General features: G+C 63.7%; 29 protein-coding genes. 14 read left to right on the plus strand and 15 right to left on the minus strand.

The features are described from left to right. Nucleotides 1-11: 11 nt before the first annotated feature. On the minus strand, nucleotides 12-374 hold the full coding sequence (locus AC5STI_RS02055; protein WP_495445412.1) for a PRC-barrel domain-containing protein: 363 nt from the start codon (nucleotides 372-374) through the stop codon (nucleotides 12-14). A 145-nt stretch (nucleotides 375-519) separates the two neighbouring features. Between AC5STI_RS02055 and AC5STI_RS02060 the strand changes: the two genes are divergently transcribed. Continuing rightward, nucleotides 520-1299: a hypothetical protein gene (locus AC5STI_RS02060; RefSeq protein ID WP_495445413.1), complete on the plus strand. Its 780-nt coding sequence runs from the start codon at nucleotides 520-522 to the stop codon at nucleotides 1297-1299. Nucleotides 1300-1320: 21 nt separating this feature from the next. Here AC5STI_RS02060 and AC5STI_RS02065 read toward each other — a convergent pair whose 3' ends face one another. Both AC5STI_RS02065 and AC5STI_RS02070 read right to left on the minus strand, forming a co-directional pair. Further along, nucleotides 1321-1734, minus strand: coding sequence for a hypothetical protein (locus tag AC5STI_RS02065; protein ID WP_495445414.1), 414 nt, complete (start codon nucleotides 1732-1734; stop codon nucleotides 1321-1323). A gap of 14 nt (nucleotides 1735-1748) precedes the next feature. Then, nucleotides 1749-2951 carry a pyridoxal phosphate-dependent aminotransferase gene (locus tag AC5STI_RS02070; RefSeq protein WP_495445415.1) on the minus strand — a complete coding sequence of 401 codons (1203 nt, stop codon included), beginning with the start codon at nucleotides 2949-2951 and terminating at the stop codon, nucleotides 1749-1751. Between the two features lie 96 nt (nucleotides 2952-3047). Between AC5STI_RS02070 and AC5STI_RS02075 the strand changes: the two genes are divergently transcribed. The 3 genes from AC5STI_RS02075 to AC5STI_RS02085 all read left to right on the plus strand — a co-directional run bounded on the left by AC5STI_RS02075 (nucleotide 3048) and on the right by AC5STI_RS02085 (nucleotide 4303). Beyond that, nucleotides 3048-3464 (plus strand): helix-turn-helix domain-containing protein, encoded by a 417-nt coding sequence (locus tag AC5STI_RS02075; RefSeq protein WP_475051097.1) that lies wholly within the window; start codon nucleotides 3048-3050, stop codon nucleotides 3462-3464. 7 nt (nucleotides 3465-3471) lie between these two features. After that, nucleotides 3472-3729, plus strand: a complete 258-nt coding sequence (locus tag AC5STI_RS02080; protein WP_495447719.1) for a succinate dehydrogenase assembly factor 2 — start codon at nucleotides 3472-3474, stop codon at nucleotides 3727-3729. 76 nt (nucleotides 3730-3805) lie between these two features. Further along, nucleotides 3806-4303, plus strand: coding sequence for a MarR family winged helix-turn-helix transcriptional regulator (locus AC5STI_RS02085; RefSeq protein WP_475051100.1), 498 nt, complete (start codon nucleotides 3806-3808; stop codon nucleotides 4301-4303). Nucleotides 4304-4828: 525 nt separating this feature from the next. On the opposite strand, the gene AC5STI_RS02090 is transcribed toward AC5STI_RS02085, so the two are convergent. Next, nucleotides 4829-5752, minus strand: a complete 924-nt coding sequence (locus AC5STI_RS02090) for a hydrogen peroxide-inducible genes activator (RefSeq protein WP_475051101.1) — start codon at nucleotides 5750-5752, stop codon at nucleotides 4829-4831. Between the two features lie 143 nt (nucleotides 5753-5895). Here AC5STI_RS02090 and AC5STI_RS02095 point away from each other — a divergent pair, with 143 nt between their 5' ends. Further along, nucleotides 5896-6135, plus strand: coding sequence for a YdcH family protein (locus tag AC5STI_RS02095; RefSeq protein ID WP_475051102.1), 240 nt, complete (start codon nucleotides 5896-5898; stop codon nucleotides 6133-6135). A 10-nt stretch (nucleotides 6136-6145) separates the two neighbouring features. After that, nucleotides 6146-6337: a hypothetical protein gene (locus AC5STI_RS02100; RefSeq protein WP_495445416.1), complete on the plus strand. Its 192-nt coding sequence runs from the start codon at nucleotides 6146-6148 to the stop codon at nucleotides 6335-6337. Nucleotides 6338-6471: 134 nt separating this feature from the next. Here the strand turns inward: AC5STI_RS02100 and AC5STI_RS02105 are convergent, their stop codons facing one another. The 3 genes from AC5STI_RS02105 to AC5STI_RS02115 all read right to left on the minus strand — a co-directional run bounded on the left by AC5STI_RS02105 (nucleotide 6472) and on the right by AC5STI_RS02115 (nucleotide 9314). Then, nucleotides 6472-6900 carry a VOC family protein gene (locus AC5STI_RS02105; RefSeq protein ID WP_475051104.1) on the minus strand — a complete coding sequence of 143 codons (429 nt, stop codon included), beginning with the start codon at nucleotides 6898-6900 and terminating at the stop codon, nucleotides 6472-6474. Between the two features lie 74 nt (nucleotides 6901-6974). Further along, nucleotides 6975-8408, minus strand: coding sequence for a surface lipoprotein assembly modifier (locus tag AC5STI_RS02110; RefSeq protein ID WP_495445417.1), 1434 nt, complete (start codon nucleotides 8406-8408; stop codon nucleotides 6975-6977). A gap of 3 nt (nucleotides 8409-8411) precedes the next feature. Next, nucleotides 8412-9314 carry a HupA family protein gene (locus AC5STI_RS02115; RefSeq protein WP_495445418.1) on the minus strand — a complete coding sequence of 301 codons (903 nt, stop codon included), beginning with the start codon at nucleotides 9312-9314 and terminating at the stop codon, nucleotides 8412-8414. Nucleotides 9315-9561: 247 nt separating this feature from the next. Between AC5STI_RS02115 and AC5STI_RS02120 the strand changes: the two genes are divergently transcribed. Both AC5STI_RS02120 and AC5STI_RS02125 read left to right on the plus strand, forming a co-directional pair. Further along, nucleotides 9562-10395, plus strand: a complete 834-nt coding sequence (locus AC5STI_RS02120) for a thymidylate synthase (RefSeq protein ID WP_475051110.1) — start codon at nucleotides 9562-9564, stop codon at nucleotides 10393-10395. Nucleotides 10396-10413: 18 nt separating this feature from the next. Continuing rightward, nucleotides 10414-10893 (plus strand): dihydrofolate reductase, encoded by a 480-nt coding sequence (locus AC5STI_RS02125; RefSeq protein ID WP_495445419.1) that lies wholly within the window; start codon nucleotides 10414-10416, stop codon nucleotides 10891-10893. Nucleotides 10894-10964: 71 nt separating this feature from the next. Here AC5STI_RS02125 and AC5STI_RS02130 read toward each other — a convergent pair whose 3' ends face one another. Beyond that, nucleotides 10965-11171: a cold-shock protein gene (locus AC5STI_RS02130; protein WP_475051112.1), complete on the minus strand. Its 207-nt coding sequence runs from the start codon at nucleotides 11169-11171 to the stop codon at nucleotides 10965-10967. A 191-nt stretch (nucleotides 11172-11362) separates the two neighbouring features. Here AC5STI_RS02130 and AC5STI_RS02135 point away from each other — a divergent pair, with 191 nt between their 5' ends. Both AC5STI_RS02135 and AC5STI_RS02140 read left to right on the plus strand, forming a co-directional pair. After that, the gene (locus AC5STI_RS02135) at nucleotides 11363-11680 is read left to right on the plus strand and encodes an ArsC/Spx/MgsR family protein (protein ID WP_495445420.1); all 318 of its coding nucleotides are present in this window, start codon (nucleotides 11363-11365) and stop codon (nucleotides 11678-11680) included. 42 nt (nucleotides 11681-11722) lie between these two features. Then, nucleotides 11723-12091, plus strand: a complete 369-nt coding sequence (locus AC5STI_RS02140) for a hypothetical protein (protein ID WP_495445421.1) — start codon at nucleotides 11723-11725, stop codon at nucleotides 12089-12091. 74 nt (nucleotides 12092-12165) lie between these two features. Here AC5STI_RS02140 and AC5STI_RS02145 read toward each other — a convergent pair whose 3' ends face one another. The 5 genes from AC5STI_RS02145 to thrS form a co-directional block, all read right to left on the minus strand. Continuing rightward, entirely contained in the window at nucleotides 12166-12702 is a 537-nt protein-coding gene (locus AC5STI_RS02145) for a DoxX family protein (protein ID WP_475051115.1), read from the minus strand. 4 nt (nucleotides 12703-12706) lie between these two features. Further along, the gene (locus AC5STI_RS02150; RefSeq protein WP_495445422.1) at nucleotides 12707-13462 is read right to left on the minus strand and encodes an HvfC/BufC N-terminal domain-containing protein; all 756 of its coding nucleotides are present in this window, start codon (nucleotides 13460-13462) and stop codon (nucleotides 12707-12709) included. Then, the gene (gene bufB, locus AC5STI_RS02155; protein WP_495445423.1) at nucleotides 13459-14313 is read right to left on the minus strand and encodes an MNIO family bufferin maturase; all 855 of its coding nucleotides are present in this window, start codon (nucleotides 14311-14313) and stop codon (nucleotides 13459-13461) included. The genes AC5STI_RS02150 and bufB overlap by 4 nt, the downstream gene beginning before the upstream one ends. 68 nt (nucleotides 14314-14381) lie before the next feature. Then, the gene (locus AC5STI_RS02160; protein ID WP_475051121.1) at nucleotides 14382-14687 is read right to left on the minus strand and encodes a BufA1 family periplasmic bufferin-type metallophore; all 306 of its coding nucleotides are present in this window, start codon (nucleotides 14685-14687) and stop codon (nucleotides 14382-14384) included. Between the two features lie 231 nt (nucleotides 14688-14918). After that, nucleotides 14919-16865 (minus strand): threonine--tRNA ligase, encoded by a 1947-nt coding sequence (gene thrS, locus AC5STI_RS02165; protein ID WP_490398516.1) that lies wholly within the window; start codon nucleotides 16863-16865, stop codon nucleotides 14919-14921. A gap of 280 nt (nucleotides 16866-17145) precedes the next feature. On the opposite strand from thrS, the gene AC5STI_RS02170 reads away from it, so the two are divergent. Beyond that, entirely contained in the window at nucleotides 17146-17394 is a 249-nt protein-coding gene (locus AC5STI_RS02170; RefSeq protein ID WP_475051124.1) for a hypothetical protein, read from the plus strand. A gap of 101 nt (nucleotides 17395-17495) precedes the next feature. Here AC5STI_RS02170 and AC5STI_RS02175 read toward each other — a convergent pair whose 3' ends face one another. Then, nucleotides 17496-18500, minus strand: a complete 1005-nt coding sequence (locus AC5STI_RS02175; RefSeq protein ID WP_495445424.1) for an Lnb N-terminal periplasmic domain-containing protein — start codon at nucleotides 18498-18500, stop codon at nucleotides 17496-17498. Nucleotides 18501-18633: 133 nt separating this feature from the next. On the opposite strand from AC5STI_RS02175, the gene AC5STI_RS02180 reads away from it, so the two are divergent. From AC5STI_RS02180 to AC5STI_RS02190, 3 genes are all read left to right on the plus strand, one after another. Continuing rightward, nucleotides 18634-19383, plus strand: coding sequence for an alpha/beta hydrolase (locus tag AC5STI_RS02180; RefSeq protein ID WP_475051126.1), 750 nt, complete (start codon nucleotides 18634-18636; stop codon nucleotides 19381-19383). A 102-nt stretch (nucleotides 19384-19485) separates the two neighbouring features. Beyond that, nucleotides 19486-19911: a VOC family protein gene (locus AC5STI_RS02185; protein ID WP_495445425.1), complete on the plus strand. Its 426-nt coding sequence runs from the start codon at nucleotides 19486-19488 to the stop codon at nucleotides 19909-19911. Between the two features lie 122 nt (nucleotides 19912-20033). Beyond that, nucleotides 20034-20756, plus strand: coding sequence for an alpha/beta fold hydrolase (locus AC5STI_RS02190; protein WP_475051129.1), 723 nt, complete (start codon nucleotides 20034-20036; stop codon nucleotides 20754-20756). Here the strand turns inward: AC5STI_RS02190 and AC5STI_RS02195 are convergent. After that, on the minus strand, nucleotides 20753-21325 hold the full coding sequence (locus AC5STI_RS02195; protein ID WP_495445426.1) for a DUF6151 family protein: 573 nt from the start codon (nucleotides 21323-21325) through the stop codon (nucleotides 20753-20755). The two genes, AC5STI_RS02190 and AC5STI_RS02195, sit on opposite strands and share 4 nt — an antisense overlap. Nucleotide 21326: the final 1 nt, after the last annotated feature.

Raw genomic sequence — 21326 nt, forward strand, 5'->3', positions numbered from 1 at the left:
CGCCCGGGCGGTCAGAACCAGTAGTAGGGCACCTGGTAATGATCGTAGATGCTTTCCTCGTGCTTGCGGTCCCGGTGCCAGCCCTCGTATTGCGCGGGGGCGCTTTCCAGCTGTTCAGGGGTGATGCTGGTGCGGAACCCTTGCAGGCCGCTGTCGTAGGAAAGTGAGCCCCAGGGGATAACGTATTCCTGTTCGCCAAGGCCCAGGAACCCGCCGAACGTCACGATGGCATAGGCCGCTTTGCCGGATGATTTGTCGATCATCAGGTGATCAATGGTGCCGGCCTTTTCCCCGGCTTCATCATAGACCGCGGTGCCGGTCACATCGTTTGTGGAGACGAGACTGCTGTCAGTGCCGTGTTGAGCCTGTTGCATGGGTTTTCTCCTGTTGGTGGTGTGATGGAAACTCAACGTTCCGGCCCTGCGATTGTTCCGGCGGCGCGTTGGCCGGGGCGATGGATGAGCGGCATATGTGCTAGGCTGGCAGCGAACCCGCCGCTGCGGCGCAAAGGAGGCTGCCATGGGGCTCAGGATTGCTGTTGAACACGCAGGCAGGCGTCTGGCTGCGGTACTGGCGCTGATGCTTTCCTGCCTTGCGCCGCTGGCGCTGATGGCAGAGCCGCCGCGGGCCGGGCTGATGTGGAACCGTACCGGGCTGCCGGCGGTGTTCCCCTTGCAGGTCAAGACGCCGGAGGGGGCGGATTTTTATCTCACCCTCAGCGATGCGCAAACCGGAGAGGCGGCGCTGGCGGCCTATATCGAGGGCGGCGAATTCTTCAAGGTGCTGGTGCCGCCTGGGCGCTATGTGCTGCGTTTTGCCAGCGGGGAGGTCTGGCAGGGCGAGGACCGGCTGTTCGGGCCGGGTGCCCTGACGCAGCGGTTTGAGCTGCCGCATCCGCTGGAATTCGCCATTCGCGGGGCTGGTATCAAGGGCGGTCACGTCGTGACGCTGTCGCGGGACCAGCCGGGCGCAGGGGTGCGGGCAGCGGTGAAGGCCCAGTACATCTGCCAGATTGCCAGCGTGGAGGGTGCGGAGCCGCTGCCCGGGCGCGCGAGCGCCAGCCGCCCGTTCTGGCTGGGCGGCGATGCCCGTTCAAGGGCAATTCTGCATCTGCGGTGGCGGCTGGAACTGGGCGGGCCGAGGGCCGGGACGCAGCTGGAGCGGTGGCAGCGCAGTCTGTTTGTGCTGGGCAACCCGCTGCTGCCGCCGCGGCCTTCGGGGCTGAACAGCCGGTCCGGGCAGCTGCTTCCGCAGATGCGGTTCCCGTCCTATTCGGTGCGGTCGCTAATCTGCGGGTGATTTGGCCGCGGAAACAATGTCTTAATCGCCGCCCCGGGCCTTGATCAGCCGGTCGGCCTTTTTGCGCACCAGCACGCTGCGCAGGTCGTGCATGGCCAGCAGCAGGGCGTCTGTGACTTCCTCCAGCTGCTCATCCGTGGCACGGCTGTTGGCCCAGTGGGCGGTGAGGTTCAGATGGTCGATGGCGCGGTGGATATCATCGGTATCGCGGGCAGCAAGAGTGGCGGTGCGGGCCGCCATCCAGGACTTGATCTCGGCAATGTCCTGATCGCTGAGCTGGCGCTGGCCGTGCGGTTTGATCTCGCCGTTGCGGATGTTCACAACGGCGATCTGGTCCATCTCGATCCGCCGCTGGCGGTTCTCGGTGTCGACGCGGAAGACAAAAGCGCCGTTCTCGCGGACACGGAAGTAATATTCCGGCAGATCGGCGCTCATGTCTGGTCTCCTGTTTATTTGAGCGACGCGCAGAAGTTCTGGATGCGGCTGCAAGCCTCCTCCAGCGCGGCGTCAGAGGTGGCGTAGCTGACCCGGAAGTTCGGCGACAGGCCGAAGGCAGCGCCAAAGACCACGGCGACATCTGCCTCTTCCAGAAGCGCGGTGGCGAAATCCTCGTCGGTTTCGATCGCCTTGCCAGCGGGCGTGGTCTTGCCGATCAGCCCGGCGATGGAGGGGTAGACGTAAAACGCGCCCTCCGGCGTGGGGCAGGAGATGCCGTCGATTTCATTCAGCATCGACACCACCAGGTCACGGCGGCGCACGAAGATTTCGTTGTTGGGGGCCAGGAAGTCCTGGGTGCCGTTCAGCGCCTCCACCGCGGCCCATTGGCTGACCGAGCAAGGATTGGAGGTGGACTGCGACTGGACCTTGCGCATCGCCGCGATCAGCTGTTCCGGGCCTGCGGCATAGCCGATGCGCCAGCCGGTCATCGCATAGGCCTTGGAGACGCCATTGCAGGTGAGGGTGCGGTCATAGAGCTGCGGCTCCACCTGGGCCGGGGTGCAGAATTCGAACCCGTCATAGGCGAGGTGCTCATACATGTCGTCGGTCATCACCCAGACGTGCGGGTGGCGCAGCAGCACATCGGTTAGCGCCTTCAGTTCCGCCCGGCTGTAGCCCGCGCCGGTGGGGTTGGAGGGGGAGTTGAAGATGAACCATTTGGTCTTGGGGGTGATCGCAGCCTCCAACTGATCGGCGGTCAGCTTGAAATTGGTTTGGATCGAGGTCTCGGCAATGACCGGGGTGCCGCCGGCCAGCAGCACCATGTCGGGGTAGGAGACCCAGTAGGGGGCTGGAATCACCACCTCGTCCCCCTCGTTCAGGGTGGCCATCAGGGCGTTGTAGAGCGTCTGCTTGCCGCCGGTGCCGACAGAGACCTGCGCCGGTGTGTAGTCGAGACCGTGGTCGCGCTTCATCTTGGCGCAGACCGCCTGTTTCAGCTCCGGGATGCCGTCGGGGGCGGTGTATTTGGTCTTGCCCGCGGCGATGGCGGCGACGGCTGCGTCCTTGATGTTCTGCGGCGTGTCAAAGTCCGGCTCGCCCGCGCTGAGGCCAATGACGTCGCGTCCGGCTGCCTTCAGTTCGGCGGCTTTTGCCGTCATCGCGATGGTGGGTGACGGTTTGACGCGCGAGAGTGTCTCGGACAGGAAAGACATTGGCTGTGCCCCGGTTTGTATGTTCTGCGGAACTGTCATAGGGTGCCGCCAAACAGCGATCAAGCTGCATTGGCGATTTGAGTTAGGAGAACTGACATGACTGAGCAGAACACAGACTGGTACGGCCCGGATGCAGCAACTTTCGGTGACCGCGTAGCGGCTGCGCGCGAGGCTGCCGGGATGACCCAGGGCCAGCTTGCGCGCCGGCTTGGGATCAAGAAATCGACCCTCAGCGCCTGGGAGCGCGACCTGGCTGAGCCGCGCGCCAACAAGCTGACGATGCTGGCCGGCGTCTTGAACGTGTCGATGTCCTGGCTGCTGACCGGCGAAGGCGAAGGCATGTCGGAACCGGCACCGCTGGAGCTGGAAGCAGGCGATTTCACAAGCGTCCTGAACGAGTTGCGCGACCTGCGCAGCGAAATGCGCCAGAATGCGGAGCGGGCGGCACGGCTGGAGAAGAAGCTGCGGACCCTGCTGCAGGTCAATGACGGCCAGACCACCGAAGTTGCCTGAGACCGAAATGCAGGAAGACCGGACCATCCGCCTGAAGCGGCTGAAGATGCGCTCTATGCGCCGGGGTATCAAGGAAATGGATATCCTGCTGTCGGCCTTTGCAGCCGCCAATCTGGAGCAGATGGACGCTGCGCAGCTGGATCTTTATGACCAGCTGCTGCACGAAAACGACCAGGATCTGTACCAGTGGGTGACCGGCCAGGCGGAACCGCATGAGCGGTTCCGCGCATTGATCGCAGACATAGCGCAAACGCACCAAAAATAATAAAATCCCGGCTTAACTGATTTTTCGGGAATTGTTGGCATCTTGTCTCAGAAGCAAATTCGAGTCGGAGATGCGAATGAGTATGGAAATGCCAATTGGCCAGACGGACCGCAAAGGTTTCATGACTGGCTATCTGGAGGCGCTGGCCCTTGTCGAGCGTCTCCACCGTCTGCTGCTGGATGTCATCAAGGACGAGTTTGAACGCGTTGGCGTGCTGGAAATCAACGCGGTTCAGGCGCTCTTGCTGTTCAACATCGGCGACAATGAGGTGACAGCCGGGGAACTGAAGACCCGCGGCTATTATCAGGGCAGCAATGTCAGCTACAACCTGAAGAAGCTGGTCGAGATGGGCTATATGCACCACCAGCGCTGCGAGATTGACCGCCGCTCGGTGCGGGTGCGCCTGACCCAGCGCGGCCGCGAAATCCGCGATATCGTGTCGGCGCTGTTCTCCCGCCATGCCGAAGGGCTGGAGGGCAAGAACGTGATCTCTTCGCAGGGCATTGAGGACATTACCGCCTCGCTCAAGCGGGTGGAGCGCTACTGGTCGGATCAGATCCGCTATATTTACTAAGGCGCTGGCCGGGCGATCATCCCGGCGGGCAACGGGCCGCAAAAAAATGCCGGCAAAGCACCGGCAGGCCGAAACGGGGCATGAGGGGAAACCGTGCTCCGGTTGGATTGAAGGGTAAAGTGCCGGGATCCGGGAAGGGGCCACGGCTGAAGGTTGCAGAAGTGACCGCCCTTGTTACCGGGTGTGTGTTTTGCCGCAAGGGCAGGGGAATCCTCTGCCGCGGGGCGTGGTTGACGTTGTGATGTTTTGCAGGAAACCGGAAGGCGGGTCTTTGCACCGCCGGGCGCGGACAGCACCAGACAGGCGCTGTACCGGTTTTTTGCGTTTTGGGAAGCTATGCGATTGCCTGCACCTCGGCAGGCTGAAGCGCAGGGCCTGGAGGCGTGGCTGGACGGGTCCGGCCCTCCACCGGCAGCGGCCGGGTTTGTTTGTGCGTGAGGAGCCGAGGCAGCGGACGGGAGCAGAGCGGTTTAGCTTCGGTTGCCGGCTGTCAGTAGTAGCGTGGCAGGGGCTGCGTTGCCTGGATCAGAGGATCACCTGCCTGGCGAATTCCTGTTCGACAACGCTGCGGATGAAGTCTGCAAGCTTGAGGAAGGCGGGCGGGCTGCCGCTGCTGCGGCGCCAGGCGAGCCCGGCTTGCCGGTAAAGCACCGGCTGCATGGGGACCACGGCGACGTCGCCTTCTCCGCGTTTGACCTCCGACTCGACGTAAAGCGCAGGCAGCAGAGTTGCGCCCATGCCGAGCGACACCATCTGGCGGAGCGCATCGAGGCTGGTGCCCTCGAAATCCTCGCGCAGGTTTGCGCCTGACGCCGCGCTGAGGTGCGAAACCTGACGGCTCAGCGTGTAGGACGGGTTCAGGCTGAGCAGGCTTTCCCCGTCCAGGTCCGCAGGTCTCACCCGTTCCCGGCCCGCCAGCGGATGGTCGCGCGCCACCGCCAGGCTCAGCGGCTCGCGGAACAGGAACGTATGGCGGATGTCATCGCGCGGGACCGGCAGCTGGGTCAGGATCAGATCGTGCCTGCCCGCCAGCAGATCCTCGGTCAGCTCGCGCGGGGGGGCGTCGCGGATGACCAGCTTGAGGTCCGGAAAGGACTGATGCAGCCGCCGCAGCACCCGCGGCAGCAGGTAGGGGCCGATGGTCGGCGAAGACCCCAGCCGCAGAGTGCCCTCAAGCTGGTTGCCGGAGGCCCCGGCCGTTTGGCTGAGCCGCTCCACATCCTGAAGGATCCTTTCGGCCTGGGCCGCGGTGTCCCGGCCTGCCGGTGTCAGGATCAGGCCGCTGCGCCGCCGTTCGATCAGGCGTGTGTCCAGCGCCTTCTCCAGGGCGGCGATCTGCAGGCTGAGGGAGGGTTGGCTGATGCCCAGCTGCCGTGCCGCATTGCGGTACTGCAGCGCCTTGCTGAGGACTGCGAAATAGCGGAGCTGGCGCAGGGTGATCTCCGGCATGTGTGGCCCTTCCTCGCATTGAATAGGTAAAACCTATCTTTATCAGCAATACTATTGGGTTCTTAAAGGGTAACGCCAGCCCATCTTGAAAGGGAGGCCGCGGTTTGCCGCGTCGCCGGATACCGGACAAAAGGAGGCAATTGATGAAGAACAGTCCACGGGTAAAGGTTTTCTCGCTGCAGGTCAGACTGGCCAAGCTGCGCCTGAAGCATCAGTCGCTGAAGGCGAAAATCGCCAAAGAGCTGAAACGCCCGTCGCCGTGCAGCATGATGCTGCAGGGGCTTAAGCGCCAGCGCCTGCGGACCAAGGATGAGATCATGCGCTGCCTGGGCCAACTGCGCCGCACCGGGCTGCCTGGCTTCAAGCAGCAGCAATCCGCGTAAGGGGGCGGTGATGTTTCAGTTTACCCATCCGCTCAGCGGCGCAGGCCTTATGCACAGCGCCGACCTGGACGATATGCGGGCGGCCATACTCGATGACGGAGGCGAAGAGGATGACGACGGTCCCGACGGCGGCAGCCCTTTCATCGCCGCAAAGGGTACGGGTGTGACCGTTACATGCGGAAATAAAGTCCGCCGGGCCTGAGGCGCCGCACGATGGCGCATCCCGCGCCGCCGCCTGACGCCCTCCGGTGCAAGCCGGAGGGCTGTTTCGTTCGCGCATAGAGTATGGCAATGGCCGCGGGTGATCCGCGGGACGCCTGCGGCTTGCCCGGGCGGTTACCAGTGGCCGGTGTTTTCCATGCTTGCCCAGGGTTCTGCCGGAGCCAGGGAGTCGCCGTTTTGCAGCAGCTCGATCGAGACATTGTCGGGCGAGCGCACGAACGCCATGTGCCCATCACGCGGCGGCCGGTTAATGGTGACGCCATTGTCCATAAGATGCTGGCAGGTGGCATAGATATCGTCCACCCCATAGGCGAGATGGCCGAAATGGCGGCTGTCATCCGGCAGCCCCTCGTCGCCGTCCCAGTTGTAAGTCAGCTCCAGCGGGGTTTCCTCCTGGCCCGGCGGCGCCATGAAGACCAGGGTAAAGCGGCCCTGCTCATTTTCCCAGCGGCGGGTTTCCTTGAGGCCCAGCAGCTCATAGAAAGCCATGGATTTCTCCAGGTCTTTCACCCGGACCATCGTGTGCAGATATTTGAGGGGCATGGGGGTCTCCTGTTATCACTTTCAGGGACTTTAGCGGGGCAGGGCGCGAAGGCCAGTAAAAGCGCCGGGCGGTCTCAGAATTTTGACTCGATCCCCAGGGAGATGGAGAATTCCGAGCTGTCGAAGCGGCTGTGGTTGGAGCTGCGCTTGCCGGCCCGGACCCGCAGCATCGGGGCAAATCCGGCGTAGTCATAGTCTTCAAAGAACAGGTTCAGATCGGCGTAGACAGAGTGGTCCTTGCGCCCGCCGGGAATGGGTTGCCAGGTGCTGCCATCAAAGAAGGTGTGGTCCGGGTAATCTGCGGTCCCCAGAATCAGGCCGGTGCTGATCCTGGCGGGGCCTATCAACTGCCCGAAGGCATAGCCGACGCGGAAGGTGGCGGTATGGCCGCTTGAGTTCACGCTGTCGGCCTGAGTGTCGCGCAGGCCGAGTGAGAAGCTGAGGCTGCTGCCGTTTTCGAGCTTGCGGGACAATGATGCGCCCAGGCCGAAGACGTCGGCATTCAAGGTGGCCAAACGCGGGTCCAGGCGGTGTTCGGCACTGCCGTTGAGGGTGAGAGAGCTGCGGGGGGACAAGGCCCAGCTCCGGGCAGCGGACAGTTTCGCAAGATTGTAATTCCTTTGGCCGCCGTACCAGGAGGTGGCGGCTGTCAGGGCAACCCGGGCGCTGCCGCGCTTTTCCGCGGGGCCGGCGGCGAAGGCGTGGCTCAGGGTGATCTCGCCATAGGTCGATCCGAATTCGGAGTTCCGCGGCGTTGTGGTTCCGGTGCTGGCGGCGAGGTCTGCCGCTTCTTCCTTGGCGCTGGAGGACAGCGCCACCCGCTGCACGTACAGGCGTCCGCTGACCGTGGTCAGGCTGGCGTCGCTTTGGCGCAGGCGGCGGGTTATGCCCGCATCAAGGGTTCCCGTCAGGCCGGACAGGGCAATGGCCCGTGGCCCGAACCTGTTTTCATGCGAGGAGAGACCGTCGATTTCCTGTGTGGCGGCGTCGGAGCCGCTGTTCACATTGTTCGACGGCTTCAGACCGCCGGTCAGCCGGAAGGACCAGGGGCTGATACGCCGCAGCGCTTGATAGTCCTTGGCGATCAGCTCCTCGGCTTTGTTGTCTGGTGCGTACACTGCCGTGCGGCGCAGCCAGTACTGCGACAGGACCGGGCTGCCGCCCTGAAAGGCCAGCCGGGAGGCAAGCTGGGCCATCTGGTATTTGGTGGCGCTGTCGGGGGCAAAGCGGAAGGCGCGGGCAGCGGATTTGCGGCCTTTTCCCGGCTGTCCCGCCTGTGCATAGGCGGCGGCCTGAAGATGCCAGGCGACGTGATTCCTGCGGTCAGCCTGCAGCAGCGCATCCGACAGCCGCAGCGCCAGCTGCGGGTTGCCGGAGCGCAGCGCGTGGGCTGCCAGAACATGCCCCTGCTGGAGCGACAGGTGCATCTGGGGCTGTTTGGTCTCCTGGGCGGAGGGCTGGGCCGTTGTCAGGCCCAGCATCAGACATGCCGCAACGGCCTTGCGCATGGCTTAGGGGCAGGCCGGGTCCGCGCTGGCGCCATCGCAGGAGTCCAGGACGAAGATGCCGTATTCTTCAATGGGAACCGTGCCGCCGCTAAGGGCGCTGATGTGGTCGGTGGCGTGAATGGAACCGGCGACTGCGGCGGCATTGGACCCGGAGAAGACGCCGCCATATTGACCGACTGAACTGCCGTTATTGGAGAGGTCTCCGGTGAAGCTGCCGTCAGAGGCAATGTCGGTGGGGGTAAGGGCGATGTCTTCGACCGCAGTCGAGGGCTGATCGGTAATCTGGCGGTTGTAGATGCTGCCCTTGACCCGGTTGTCGGTGAAATCGGCGTTGATGAAGACATCGCCGGTAACCTCAGCCGCCTGGCCGGGCAGAATGGACGGGTCGGTTCCGTTGGAGGGATCGATCAGGTCGCCTTTGTCGCCGTCGACGTTCAGCAGGCCAACGTAGCTGCCGGCGTAGCTGACAATGCCTGTGCCGCTTTGACTGGTGTCCGGTGCAGAATAGTTGCCGCTGCGGCCGTAGGTGGTGCCGCCCTGGAAATAGCCGAATTGCCCGCCGGTCACGACCACTGTTGCATAGCCGCCTTCGGTTTCGCGCACATAGGCAGTGGAATGTTCCGTCAATGCGTTGTCCTGGACGGTGTAGGCTTCATAACCGGCCCGGTCGAGCGCCGGCTTGCGCACGTATGTGGCGGAGAACGGAGAGTCATCCAAGCCAACACCTGTTACCGTCAGGGTTTGATCGGCGGCGTTGTAGCTGACGCTGTCCACATCCCCCGCAAGATCTTCGGGGATCGTTCCGGTGACGTCCGTCGGGTCATCGTCACTCGTGATGAAAGGGTTGCCCCCGCCGCACGCGGACAGCGCGGACGCCGCCGCGATCCCTAGCCAAAACCGCCTCATCTGCCTCTACCTCAATATCTTTATCGTTTTGCGCCACCTTCGGGCGGCGCTGCGGCAAAGTCAATTGAACACTGCGGATTCCGGTGCAACCGTGGCGGATGCGCTACCTGTATGTAGGTTTCGCGCGGGCTGAGCGTGGCATATATTGTGCAGCAGGGCGGGCGCAGCGGTTATTTTTCCCCTTGGCGGCTGGCCAGCCAGCGGGTATTGCGGAGCGTGATAATCCGGTAAAAACCAGGGGGGCTCCATGCAGCAGTATCTGGATCAGCTACGCCACATTCTGGACAATGGCGTGCCGTCGGACGACCGCACCGGCACCGGCACGCTGAGCTGTTTCGGGATGCAGGCACGCTACAGCCTGGCCGATGGGTTCCCGCTGGTGACCACCAAGAAATTGCATCTGCGCTCGATCATCCACGAGCTTCTGTGGTTTCTGTCAGGCGACACCAACATCCGCTACCTGAAAGAAAACGGCGTTTCGATCTGGGACGAATGGGCGGATGAAAACGGTGATCTGGGTCCGGTTTATGGCCATCAGTGGCGCCGGTTTCCCAAGCTTGAACTGGCCGAAGGCACAATGGGGGATGAGCCGCTTTACCGCGCCGGCAGCGTCGATCAGATCGCGGATCTGGTGGAGATGATCCGCAAAAGCCCCGACAGCCGCCGCCTGATCGTGTCGGCCTGGAACCCGGGTGATGTGCCGGACATGGCGCTGCCGCCCTGCCACACGCTGTGGCAGGTGCGGGTGGCGGGCGGCAAGATGCATCTGCAGCTGTACCAGCGCTCCGCCGACATGTTCCTGGGCGTGCCGTTCAACATCGCCTCTTACGCGCTGCTGCTGGCCATGCTGGCGCATGTGACCGGGTATGAGGCGGGGGATTTCGTGCATACGATGGGCGATGCGCATATCTATTCCAACCATGTGGAGCAGGTGCAGCTGCAACTGTCGCGCACGCCCAAGCCGCTGCCGCAGCTGCGGATCAAGCGGCAGGTCAGCTCGATCTTCGATTTCAAGTATGAAGATTTCGAGATCCTGAACTATGACCCGGATCCGGTGATCAAAGCGCCGGTTGCGGTCTGATTTCAAAGGAAAGCTCTCATGATTACCCTGATCGCTGCGCGGGCGCGCAACGGGGCCATTGGCAAGGACAATGACATCCCCTGGTTTGCGCCGGAGGATCTGAAGGCGTTTCAGCGCGAAACTCTGGGCGGTGCCATCATCATGGGCCGCAACACCTGGGACAGCCTGCCGGTGAAGCCTTTGAAGAACCGGCTGAACCTGGTGGTGTCCTCGAACCCTGATGCGGCGGAGACCGTGCTGCCGTCGATCGAAGCGGCGGTGGCGGAGGCCCATGCGCAAGGGTACAGGCGCGTTTACGGCATTGGCGGAGAGGGGATCTACCGCGGAATGCTGGGCATGGCGGACCGGCTGCTGATCACCGAGGTGGATTTGACCGTTGCAGAGGCCGATGCCTACTTCCCCGAGTTCGACCCGGACAATTGGATCAAGGCCGGCGAAACGCTCCTGCGGGAGAGCGATCCGGCCTGTGTGATGGTTGAGTATTTGCGGCGGGCGTAACGGAGCCTGAAGGCGCTGCCCGCGATTGCCTGCGCCCAGCCCAAGTCCGGGCGCAGTGCATAATCAATTGATCAAAGCGCCTTGAGATCAGCAGCCATTTTCCGGCCGTCTCGGCCTTCGGACAGCTCGTAGCCGATCTTCATATTGTCGGCGAGGCCGGTCATGCCCGACCGTTCCACCGCGGAAATGTGCACAAACACATCCTTGCCGCCTTCATCGGGTTCAATAAACCCATACCCCTTGGTGGTGTTAAACCACTTCACGGTGCCGCTTGGCATTTCCCGTGTCTCCTTCTACTTTGCACTCTGCCTTGGGGGCTGCCCAAGGCATCCGGCACGTTCCCTGCCAAATTTCCGTAGGGTGAGGCCGGACAGCCATGAGTGTTGCACGGGCCGGGCAAAAATCAAGAGAAACCGGTGAATTCTACCATAAATTGTATTCGCCCCTCTGTGGGGCGGAGGGAGGAAGCATGAAAATCTACGGGCTGAAGACTTGCGATACCTGCCGTAAGGCGTTGAAGCAGCTACCGGATTCGGTCTTGGTCGATATCCGCGCGGATGGGGTGCCGGACGCTCTGCTGGAGGCGGCATATGCGCAATTCGGCGCCAAGCTGGTCAATACGCGGTCAACCACTTGGCGCGGGCTCAGCGAGGCGGAGCGGGGCGGTGAGCCGATGGCGCTGCTGAGGGCGCATCCGGCGCTGATGAAGCGGCCGCTGATCGACCGCGACGGGGAATTATTCCTGGGTTGGGATCAGAACACGCGCGCTGCCCTTGGTGCCGCGTGACCGGCTGACTATGTCGGTACGGCAGATTTTGGGAGATTGAAGATGCGCAATGCAGCGCTGGTACTGGGGATCATCGCCGGTATTTTCGGCATGATCGTGGGTTTTTTCGGCTACGGCTACACCGCTGCGGTCGAGCATTTCGGCGAGGTCGAAGGGCTGGCCGAACAGGTTGGCAATGTGCAGCAGCTGCGGCTGCTGGCTGTGCTGTCGCCGCTCCTGGCGATTGCCGGCGGAGCGATGGCGCGGGCGCGGGCCCTGTGGGGCGGCGTGCTGCTGCTGGGGTCTGCGGCGGGCATGTATGCGGGTTTCGGCTTTAACGTCTTTACCATCTTCCCGATCAGCTTTGCCGTCACCGCCGGGCTGATGGCGCTGGCCGCGGGGCAGCCGGATGAGCCCAAAGCGCATTTCTGAGACCTGCCAGGGGACGAAAAAGGCGCCGCTGCCGGGGGCAGGGCGCCTTAATTCGTTTCAGGCCGGGCGGGTCGTCAGGCGGCGGCGGGTTTGGTCACCCGGTGCAGCAGCGCATCGACGGACAGCGGGCCAGCGCCCCTGATCACCAGCACCAGCAGCAGGAAGGTCCACATCACACGCTGGTCGATCAATCCGATGCTGTTGTCGAACAGGCTGCCCAGCTTGACGCCATGACCGGTGACATCGACCAGAGTCTGCACCCAGATGAACCCGATGGTGCCGAGTGCGGCCAGGCGGGTCAGCAGGCCGATCAGGATCAGTGCGGGCAGCACGTATTCGGCCACGGTGCCGGCAAAAATCACCAGCCGCTGGAAGATATTCATCTGCGAGACGTCATAAAGAACTTCCTCAGCCGCTTTGGGAAAGATCTGCCCGAAAGCACCGGCCGAGGGGGAGAAGATCGAGCCGTCGATCTTCAGCCCGGCGGAGTTCCAGTAGTAGACCAGCAGGACGGCCGCAAAGACCAGCCGTGCCAGGGTCGGGACCAGGAAACCCGACAGATCGTCGGCTTTGCCGGTGATGGAATTGTATGTGGAGACAAGTGCGTGCATGGTCTTACCCTTTGCTGTCCAGGCCCGTTACCGCACCGCCCTGCAACAGCAGGGCCAGTGTGGCACCCAGGTCGAATGCTTCGTCTTCGGCGGCGGCGTGTTCCATTGCCTCGCCGATGGTGGCGCCCGCCATCAGGGCGCGGATCCAGACCGCGCCAGCGGGCGGCGGGTTCTGGGGAATGGGATCGAATTCGGGACGGGTGATCAGCACGTCCTGGGCCTGGGGGGCTGGCTTGGGCGCGCCCTCCTCGGTGTTGTAGCGCCAGATGGCGTGAATGGGCCAGGGCGAGCGCAGCACCTGCACTGCCGGCGCCAGCGCCAGCCGGGTGTTCAGCAGCGCATCCGGCGGCAGCGCGCCAAGCGTTTCGGGCGCGATGGGAGCAGCATCGGCGGCATGGTAGGCGCGGCGCAGGGCCAGCTCCAGCCGCGCGACATCGCCGAGGTAACCCAAGTGCTGGAGCTGCTCCATGCCTTCCAGGAAGGCGGGGAAGTGTTCGCCGTAGAACATCATCAGGGGCGAAGACGGCGGGTGCTGGCGCAGGTAGATGCCCGCCAGCCCGTCCATGTTCTGCTTGCCCAAGAGCTTGGCAATCACCGGAAAGGCGCTGTGCATTGCCTCGGTCAGGGATACGGCAACGTTGTTGCGGTATACGCTGAAGCGGCGGCCCGCGGGTTCGCCGACGTGATCGGTGAGCCCCTCCGGCACTGGCTGGCCCGCATCCATCATGGCGCGGGTGAAATCTGCTTGGCTCACACTCATGCCGGGATGCGCTCCAGCGCGGCTGCGGCGCGGGCGGCCTCGGCCTCAAGGACCGGCCAGTCCGGCACGTCGTTGTCCCATTCGATCAGCACCGGTTTGGGACCGGATTTGGCGAGCGTGTAGTCCAGAAGCGCCCAAACCGGTTCCACCACCTCGCACCCGTGGCTGTCGATCAGGAGGGGGCGGCCGTGGCCGTCCTCATCCTCGTCATGTCCGCCAAGGTGGATTTCGCCGACCTTGTCCAGCGGGAAGGCGTCAATGTAGCCTTGGGGGGAGAAATCGAGGTTGGTGGCCGAAACAAAGACGTTGTTCACGTCCAGCAGCAGCCCGCAGCCTGTGCGGCGGGAGATTTCCGCCAGAAACTCCGGCTCGGACCAGGTGCTTTCGGCAAAGGCGAGGTAGCTGGAGGGGTTTTCCAGCAGCATCCGCCGCCCGATGGTCTCCTGCACCTCGTCAATGTGGTCGCAGATCCGCTGCAGGCTGGCATCCGTGTAGGGAAGCGGCAGCAGGTCATTGTAGAAGTGGCTGTCGTGGGTGGACCAGGCCAGATGCTCAGAGAAGCTGGCGGGGTTCAGCCAGCCGACCAGATGCTTGAGCCGGGCGAGGTGATCGGAATCCAACGCCCCTTCGCCGCCGATCGAGAGGCCGACACCGTGCACCGACATGGCAAAGTGTTCGGCAAGGCGACGCAGCTGCGCAAGCGGGCGGCCGCCGTCGCCCATGTAGTTTTCCGCGTGGATTTCCAGCCACTTGACCGTGCCGGGATCCGAAGTGATCCGGGCAAAATGCTGCGGCTTGTAACCAACGCCGGGGGCGGCGGGCAGTTTGTCATGTGCTGCGGCGTCAAGCATGGCGGGTCCTGTGTCCGGGTGCAAAAGGGGCGGGAATTCGCACTCCCGCCCCCAAAATCCAACGTTAATTATGCCGGCAGGTCGCGCTCCAGCGGCTCCAGCGAGCCCTTGCGTTCGCTGCCGTCTGCCGTGGCCGGCAGTTCCATGCCTTCGCAGGTTCCTGCGTCAACCAGAGTCCAGGCGTTGCCCTGGTAGTCGACGGTCGAGGTGCCTGCGCAAGTGGTGCCGGGACCCGCGGCGCAGTCGTTCTGGCCTGCCAGCGACACGCCATAGCACTTTTCCTTGGTGCCGGCGGCAGCGGGGATGGTGGAAGCTGCGGTCAGGGCGGCGGCAACGGCGCTGGCGACGGCCAGGGATTTTGCGGTGGTCGACATCTCGTGAATTCCTTTCGGTTTAACGTGCGGTGTCGTGTTGACAGGAAAACACTAACCCGAGGTTTGCCGGACTTTAAGTCACGAGGCCGTGTCTCACATCCGCGTCAGAGCTTGTGACCCGAAAGAGGGCGCCAAAGATGCGTAAGCCTATGTTTTTAGGGGATTTGATGGGGGCTTGTAACAAAACGGCCCCCGGATGGGGGCCGCTTGCGTTAAAAATGCGGGAAATTGTTACAGGAGATCCGGCGGGGTGGCTTCCGCCGCCAGTGCCTTTGTAACATTTTCCAGGCTTTCCACCTTAGTCTGCTTTTCACCCAGGCGGCGGACGGAGACGGTGCGCTCCTCCACTTCCCGGTGGCCGACGGCGAGAATGACCGGCACCTTGCCCACGGAATGCTCGCGGACCTTGTAGTTGATCTTCTCGTTGCGGATGTCGGCCTCGGCGCGCACACCGGCCTTTTGCAGATCGGCGACAACCTCCATCACATAGTCATCCGCCTCGGAGGTGATCGAGGCAACCACCACCTGGCGCGGGGCCAGCCAGAACGGCAGCTTGCCTGCGTGCTCCTCGATCAGGATGCCGATGAAGCGCTCGAAGCTGCCCAGCGTTGCGCGGTGCAGCATGACCGGGCGGTGCTTGGCACCGTCTGCGCCGATGTAGGTGGCGTCCAGGCGTTCCGGCAGAACGAAGTCCACCTGCAGGGTGCCGCACTGCCAGTCGCGGCCGATGGCGTCGGTCAGCACGAACTCCAACTTGGGGCCGTAGAAAGCGCCTTCGCCCGGGTTCAGTTCGAATTCGCAGCCTGCCGCTTCGGTTGCGGCCTTCAGCGCCGACTCTGATTTGTCCCAGACCTCATCCGAGCCTGAGCGCTTCTCCGGGCGGTCGGAGAATTTGACCGAGAACTTCTCAAAGCCCAGATCCTTGTAAATCTCGGACAGGAAGTCGATGAACTTCTTGGTTTCCGCTTCGATCTGGTCTTCGGCGCAGAAGATATGCGCGTCGTCCTGAGTAAAGCCGCGCACCCGCATGATGCCGTGCAGCGCGCCCGAGGGCTCATAGCGGTTGCAGGAGCCGAATTCGGCCATGCGCAGCGGCAGGTCGCGGTAGGATTTGAGGCCCTGGTTGAAGATCTGCACGTGGCAGGGGCAGTTCATCGGCTTCAGCGCGTTTACCGCCTTTTCGCGGGCGTGCTCTTCGTCGACTTCGACGATGAACATGTTCTCCTGGTATTTCTCCCAGTGGCCCGAGGCCTCCCACAGCTTGCGGTCAACCACCTGCGGGGTGTTCACCTCGACATAGCCGCCCTTTTCCTGCTGGCGGCGCATGTAGTCCTGCAGGGTGGTGTAAACCTTCCAGCCGTTCGGGTGCCAGAAGATCTGGCCCGGCGCCTCTTCCTGCATGTGGAACAGGTCCATCTCGCGGCCCAGCTTGCGGTGGTCGCGCTTGGCGGCCTCTTCCAGCATGGTGAGATGCGCTTTCAGCTTCTCCTTGCCGGTGAAGGCAACGCCGTAGATCCGCTGCAGCATCGCGCGGGAGCTGTCGCCGCGCCAATAGGCGCCCGCGATGCTCATCAGTTTAAACGCGTCGCCCGGCAGCTGGCCGGTGTGCTGCAGGTGCGGGCCGCGGCAGAGGTCCTGCCAGTCGCCGTGCCAGTACATCCGCAGCGGCTCATCGCCGGGGATGCTCTCGATCAGCTCGACCTTATAGGGCTCGTTATTGTCAGTGTAATGCTGGATCGCGCGGTCGCGCTCCCACACCTCGGTGCGGACCTCATCACGCTTGTTGATGATTTCCTTCATCTTTTTTTCGATGGCGCCGAGGTCTTCGGGGGTGAAGGGCTCTGCCCGGTCGAAGTCGTAGTACCAGCCGTTTTCGATCACCGGGCCGATGGTGACCTTGGTGTCGGGCCAGATTTCCTGCACCGCACGCGCCATCACATGGGCCAGGTCGTGGCGGATCAGCTCATTGGCCTGCACCTCGTCCTTCATGGTGTGGATGGCGATGGTGGCGTCCGCTTCGATCGGCCACTGCAGGTCCCAGTGCTGATCGTTGACGGTGGCGGAGATGGCTTTTTTGGCCAGCGATGTGGAAATGCTGGAAGCCACCTGCGCGGGCGTAACGCCTGCGTCGTAGGATCGTGCATTGCCATCGGGGAAGGTGAGAGAGATTTGGGCCATTGGCTGGCTGCTCCTCGTCGGTTTGGCGCCCACAGAACGCCCGGTTGCGGGTATATGTTTGGTCCGCGCGTTTTGCGGTCAATGCGGCTGCAAGTCAAGGCGGCTTTGCATGTGATTGTTATTGCGCCGGAAAATCCAAGTGTGTGCTTGCGTATGCGATTGCACAAATATGTATACCGCTAACTATATGAGAAATAACGAAAAAAACGTTGTCATGGGCGGTGATCCGCGGCAGGGTGGCCGAAATCTTAGGCCCGATGGACATACCAGGAGTGTTCCGATGACCCGCCCGAACCCGAGCTTTGACCTGACGGTTGAAGATGTGGACCTGATTGAAACCGCGTTGTGCCAGTCCCGGGAGATCCTGTCGCAGCGCCATCTGTCCTACGAGCATTGCGCGCATATCGAAGGCGGGGCGAGCCGGGAGAAGGCAGTGCGGACTAAGGAAGCCTTGGGCAGGATTCAAAGCTTGCTTGGCCGCTTGCAGACGCAGAAGGTCAGCGGAACACCGGCTGCCGGCCTGTCCTGACGCCAAAGCCGCCGGCGGGTATCACGGCTGCCGGGCGATGAGCGAGGGGCCGGCACCTCGCGCTCCCCGGGGTATATCCAGCCAGATGAATGGATCGCGGATCAGCGTGCCGGCGAAGGGACGCCGTCGCGGATCACGGCGGAATAGTCGGGGGTGAGGCCATGCGCCTGGGCGATGGGGGTGATGCTGCCGAGGGCGCGGAGCTCTTCGACGCTGCGGGACTGATCCAGCACCCCTTGCTCCCAAGCGTACTCCGGCAGGTAGCCGTTGGCCAGAACCCGCCAGTCCAGCGGCACCTCGGCGGCGAAGGTGCGGATCAGCGCCATCACCACGGTGGTGCAATTGGTGGTGAGCGAGTTGTACCATTGCGGCTGCGCGGCAAGGCTGTTTGCGGCTGCTACATAGCGCAGCAGCAGGGCGCGGCCGGTGTCGGGGCTGACGCCGATGCGGAACAGCTGCACGTCTTCGCCGCGGGCGTTGGTCCGGGTGCCGATCAGGTCGCGCTCATCCGCGGCGATCAGCACCAGGGTGTTGGATTTGAACATGTCGGCAACGGGGGAGAAGCCGCCGCCCTTTTGGCGGCGCACTTCGACCGACCAGGCGATCTGCTCGCCGTTTTCAAACCCGAAGCTGACGATCATATGCGCCATCTGCGGCCCCGCCCAATAGGACATGAACAGGTCCACGGTCTGCAGCGCAGTCAGGTCGTAGCTGCGGGTTTCCCAGTTTACCTTGTAGTCCTCGGGCGTTTCCCAGGTGAAGTTGCGGACACCTGTAAGGGTGAGGGTATCGCCTTGCACCTCGCCGGTGACCTGGCGGGCCACGTCGGGGGACCAGTTGCCGTGCTCGGGCGGGGTGAGGGTGGACCACCACAGGATCACCGCCGCGAGCGCAAGGGCAAAGGTCGTGAGAGCGCGCAGGGCGTGCCTGCGGAACAGGCCTGCCATGACGGCAACGCCCAGCAGGGCAAACCCGCCCGACAGGGCGGCGCGCGGCAGAGTGCCAAAGGGCAGCCGGTACCATAGCGCCAGCGCGGCCCAGGCGGTGGCCAGCGCCACCGCGAGAATGGCGGCGGCCAGCGCGGCGGTTTTGAAGATCTTGAACATGCCCGTGGTCCCCCGGAAAATTTTGGCGGACCATAAGGAGGACGGCAGGGGGCATGCAAGCGCGCAGTGCTGCCGCTTGCAGGGCAGGCGAAGCCGTGCCACATCTTGAGGAAAAGGACAGGAGACCAAAGACATGCCCGCCACTTCTTTTCTCGACACCGCCCAGGGCCGCCGGATTGCCTATCACAAGAGCGAAGGGCAGGGGCCGTGCGTGGTGTTTCTGGGCGGGCTGAAGTCGGACATGGAGGGCACCAAGGCGGTGCATCTGGAGGCCTGGGCCAAGGCGCGCGGGCAGGCGTTTCTGCGGTTTGACTACTCCGGCCATGGCGAAAGCTCGGGCACATTCGAAGAAGGCTGTATCGGGGATTGGCACGAAGACACGCTGGCGGCTGTGGAGGAACTGACCGAGGGCGAGATCGTGCCGGTGGGCTCCTCCATGGGCGGCTGGCAGGCGCTGCTGCTGGCGCGGGAGATACCGGAACGGATCAAAGGCATGGTGACCATCGCCGCCGCGCCGGATTTCACCGAGGACGGGTATTGGGCGAATTTCTCGGCGGAGCAGAAGGCGGAGCTGGAGAGCCGCGGCTATGTGGAGCTGCCGAGCGACTACATGGAGCCCTACCACATCTCCAAGCGGATGATTGAGGACGGGCGCAAGCGGCTGGTGCTGCGCTCGCCGCTGTTTCTGCCGTTCAAGGTGCGCTGCCTGCAGGGGACAGCCGATACGGCGGTTTCCACCCGCACCGCGCTGCGGCTGCTGGAGCATGCGACGTGCCCGGACATGCGGCTTAACCTCGTTAAGGATGCCGACCACCGGTTCTCGGACGGGCCTTGCCTGAAGATGATCGAGGACGCGGTGCTGGACGTTCTGGGCGAAGCCTGACACCGCGCCCTGGAGCAGGAACCGGGGCGGGCCGTATCGGCTTTCCGCGTTTGCAGCCGCGGGCAGTTTTGCGGCGAGAGCGAAGATTCAAGGAGGTGAAGGATGGATCAAAGGGTAAGCCTGATCACGCTGGGGGTGCCGGACATGGAGAAGGCTGCGGCCTTCTATGAGGCTTTGGGCTGGCAGCGGGCGGACAGCCCGGACGGGGTGATCGCCTTTGACCTGATTTCCCAGACGCTGGGGCTGTACCCGCTGGCGGCGCTGGCCGCGGATATCGGTGTGCCGGAGGGGGAACTGGGCACTGGCGCCGTGACGCTGAGCCACAACACCCGCAGCAAGCAGGACGTGGCGGACCTGCTGGCGGCGGCCGAGGCTGCCGGCGCGGAAATTCTGAAACCGGCGCAGGACGTGTTCTGGGGCGGCCATCACGGCTATTTCCGCAGCCCGGACGGGCATATCTGGGAGATCGCCTTCAACCCGTTTTCTCCGCTGGCGGAGAATGGCGCCTTTCGCTGGAACGGCTACTGAGCGTGGCGTGGCGGCGGCAGCAGCTTGAGGATTGCCTGTCGCCGTGAGGTTTTTCTTGATCCCGCAGCCGGCTCTCCGCACAGTGAAGGCGACGGGTGGCAGGCAAACCGCGAGGGCAGGATATGCCTTATGACCAGCAACCGAGCCGCGAACCATTGGTTCTGCTGCCGGGGATGATGTGCGACGGCCGGATATTTGAAGCTCAGATCAGAACGTTTTCCGGCAGTATGCCGGTGATGGTGCTGCCGCTGGCGGGCGGCGACACGGTAGAGAAGATTGCTGCCCGGATGCTGAGCCACCTGCCGCCGCGCTTTTGCCTGGCGGGGCTGTCGATGGGCGGGATCCTGGCGATGGAGCTGGTGCGCCGGGCACCGGAGCGGATCAGCCGCCTGTGCCTGATGGGGGCGAGTCCGCTGGCGGAGACGCCGGAGCAGGCCGCCGACCGGGAGCCGCAGATCATTGCGGCACGTGCCGGACGTCTGGAGGACGTGCTGCGCGGGACGCTGCCGATGGAGGCGCTGGCGCCGGGACCGTCGCGGCTGGAGGTGCACAACCTGTTCTGCCACATGGGAATGGAACTGGGGCCGGAGCTGTATGTGGCGCAAGCGCGCGCTCTGCAGCGGCGGTCTGACCAGCAGGCGACGATGCGGCGGGTGCATATGCCGACGCTGGTGCTGGCGGGGGAGCATGACACGATCGTGCCGCCTGCCAAGCAGGAGTTGCTGGCGCAGCTGATCCCGCACGCGCGGCTGGAGATCATTCCGGAGGCGGGGCATTTCCCGGTGCTGGAGGCGCCCGATGCAGTGAACCGGGCGCTGCTGCACTGGCTGGCAGTGCCGGCCTAGGGGTAGAGGGCGGCGCGCTGCGCCTTGCTGAGCAACTCAGGCTCGGCCACCGGTTTGCCGGTTTCCGCATCAAAGAATGGCGTGTCTTTCCAGCGGCCCGACAACCGGGCAGTAATCATCCGGCTGAGGATGCCCCAGGCCATGGTGCTGCCGCCCTTGGTTCTGGACTGCTTGCCGGGGACGGGCATGAAGGACCTGGCGCGGATCTTGCCCAAGGCGGATTTGTCCTGGAACAGATCTGAGCGCATACCGGCAAACGGCAGGCCGGGCTTGGCGAGTGTATTGGCAAACGGCGTGCCGCAGCAGGCGGCGTACCACCGCAAGGGGCCGCGGCGGCCCAGGCGGATCGCCCTCAGCTGTTCCGCCCCTTGGGTGATGGTGATGGTGTCGGGCGAGAGCTGGAACAGGTCGACCGGATCCGGGGCCGGATCCGGCTGGCCGTGGTACAGCTCATTGGCGCGGCAGTCGGCGCAGTAGCAGACAACGCGGGTGCCGCCTTTGACACCCGCTGCTGAAACTTCGCCGCGCAAGGTCCCGCATTTGCAGGAAAATGCCAGCCCGCCACTCATC

This window comes from Leisingera sp. CC-HEC096 (assembly GCF_059429235.1).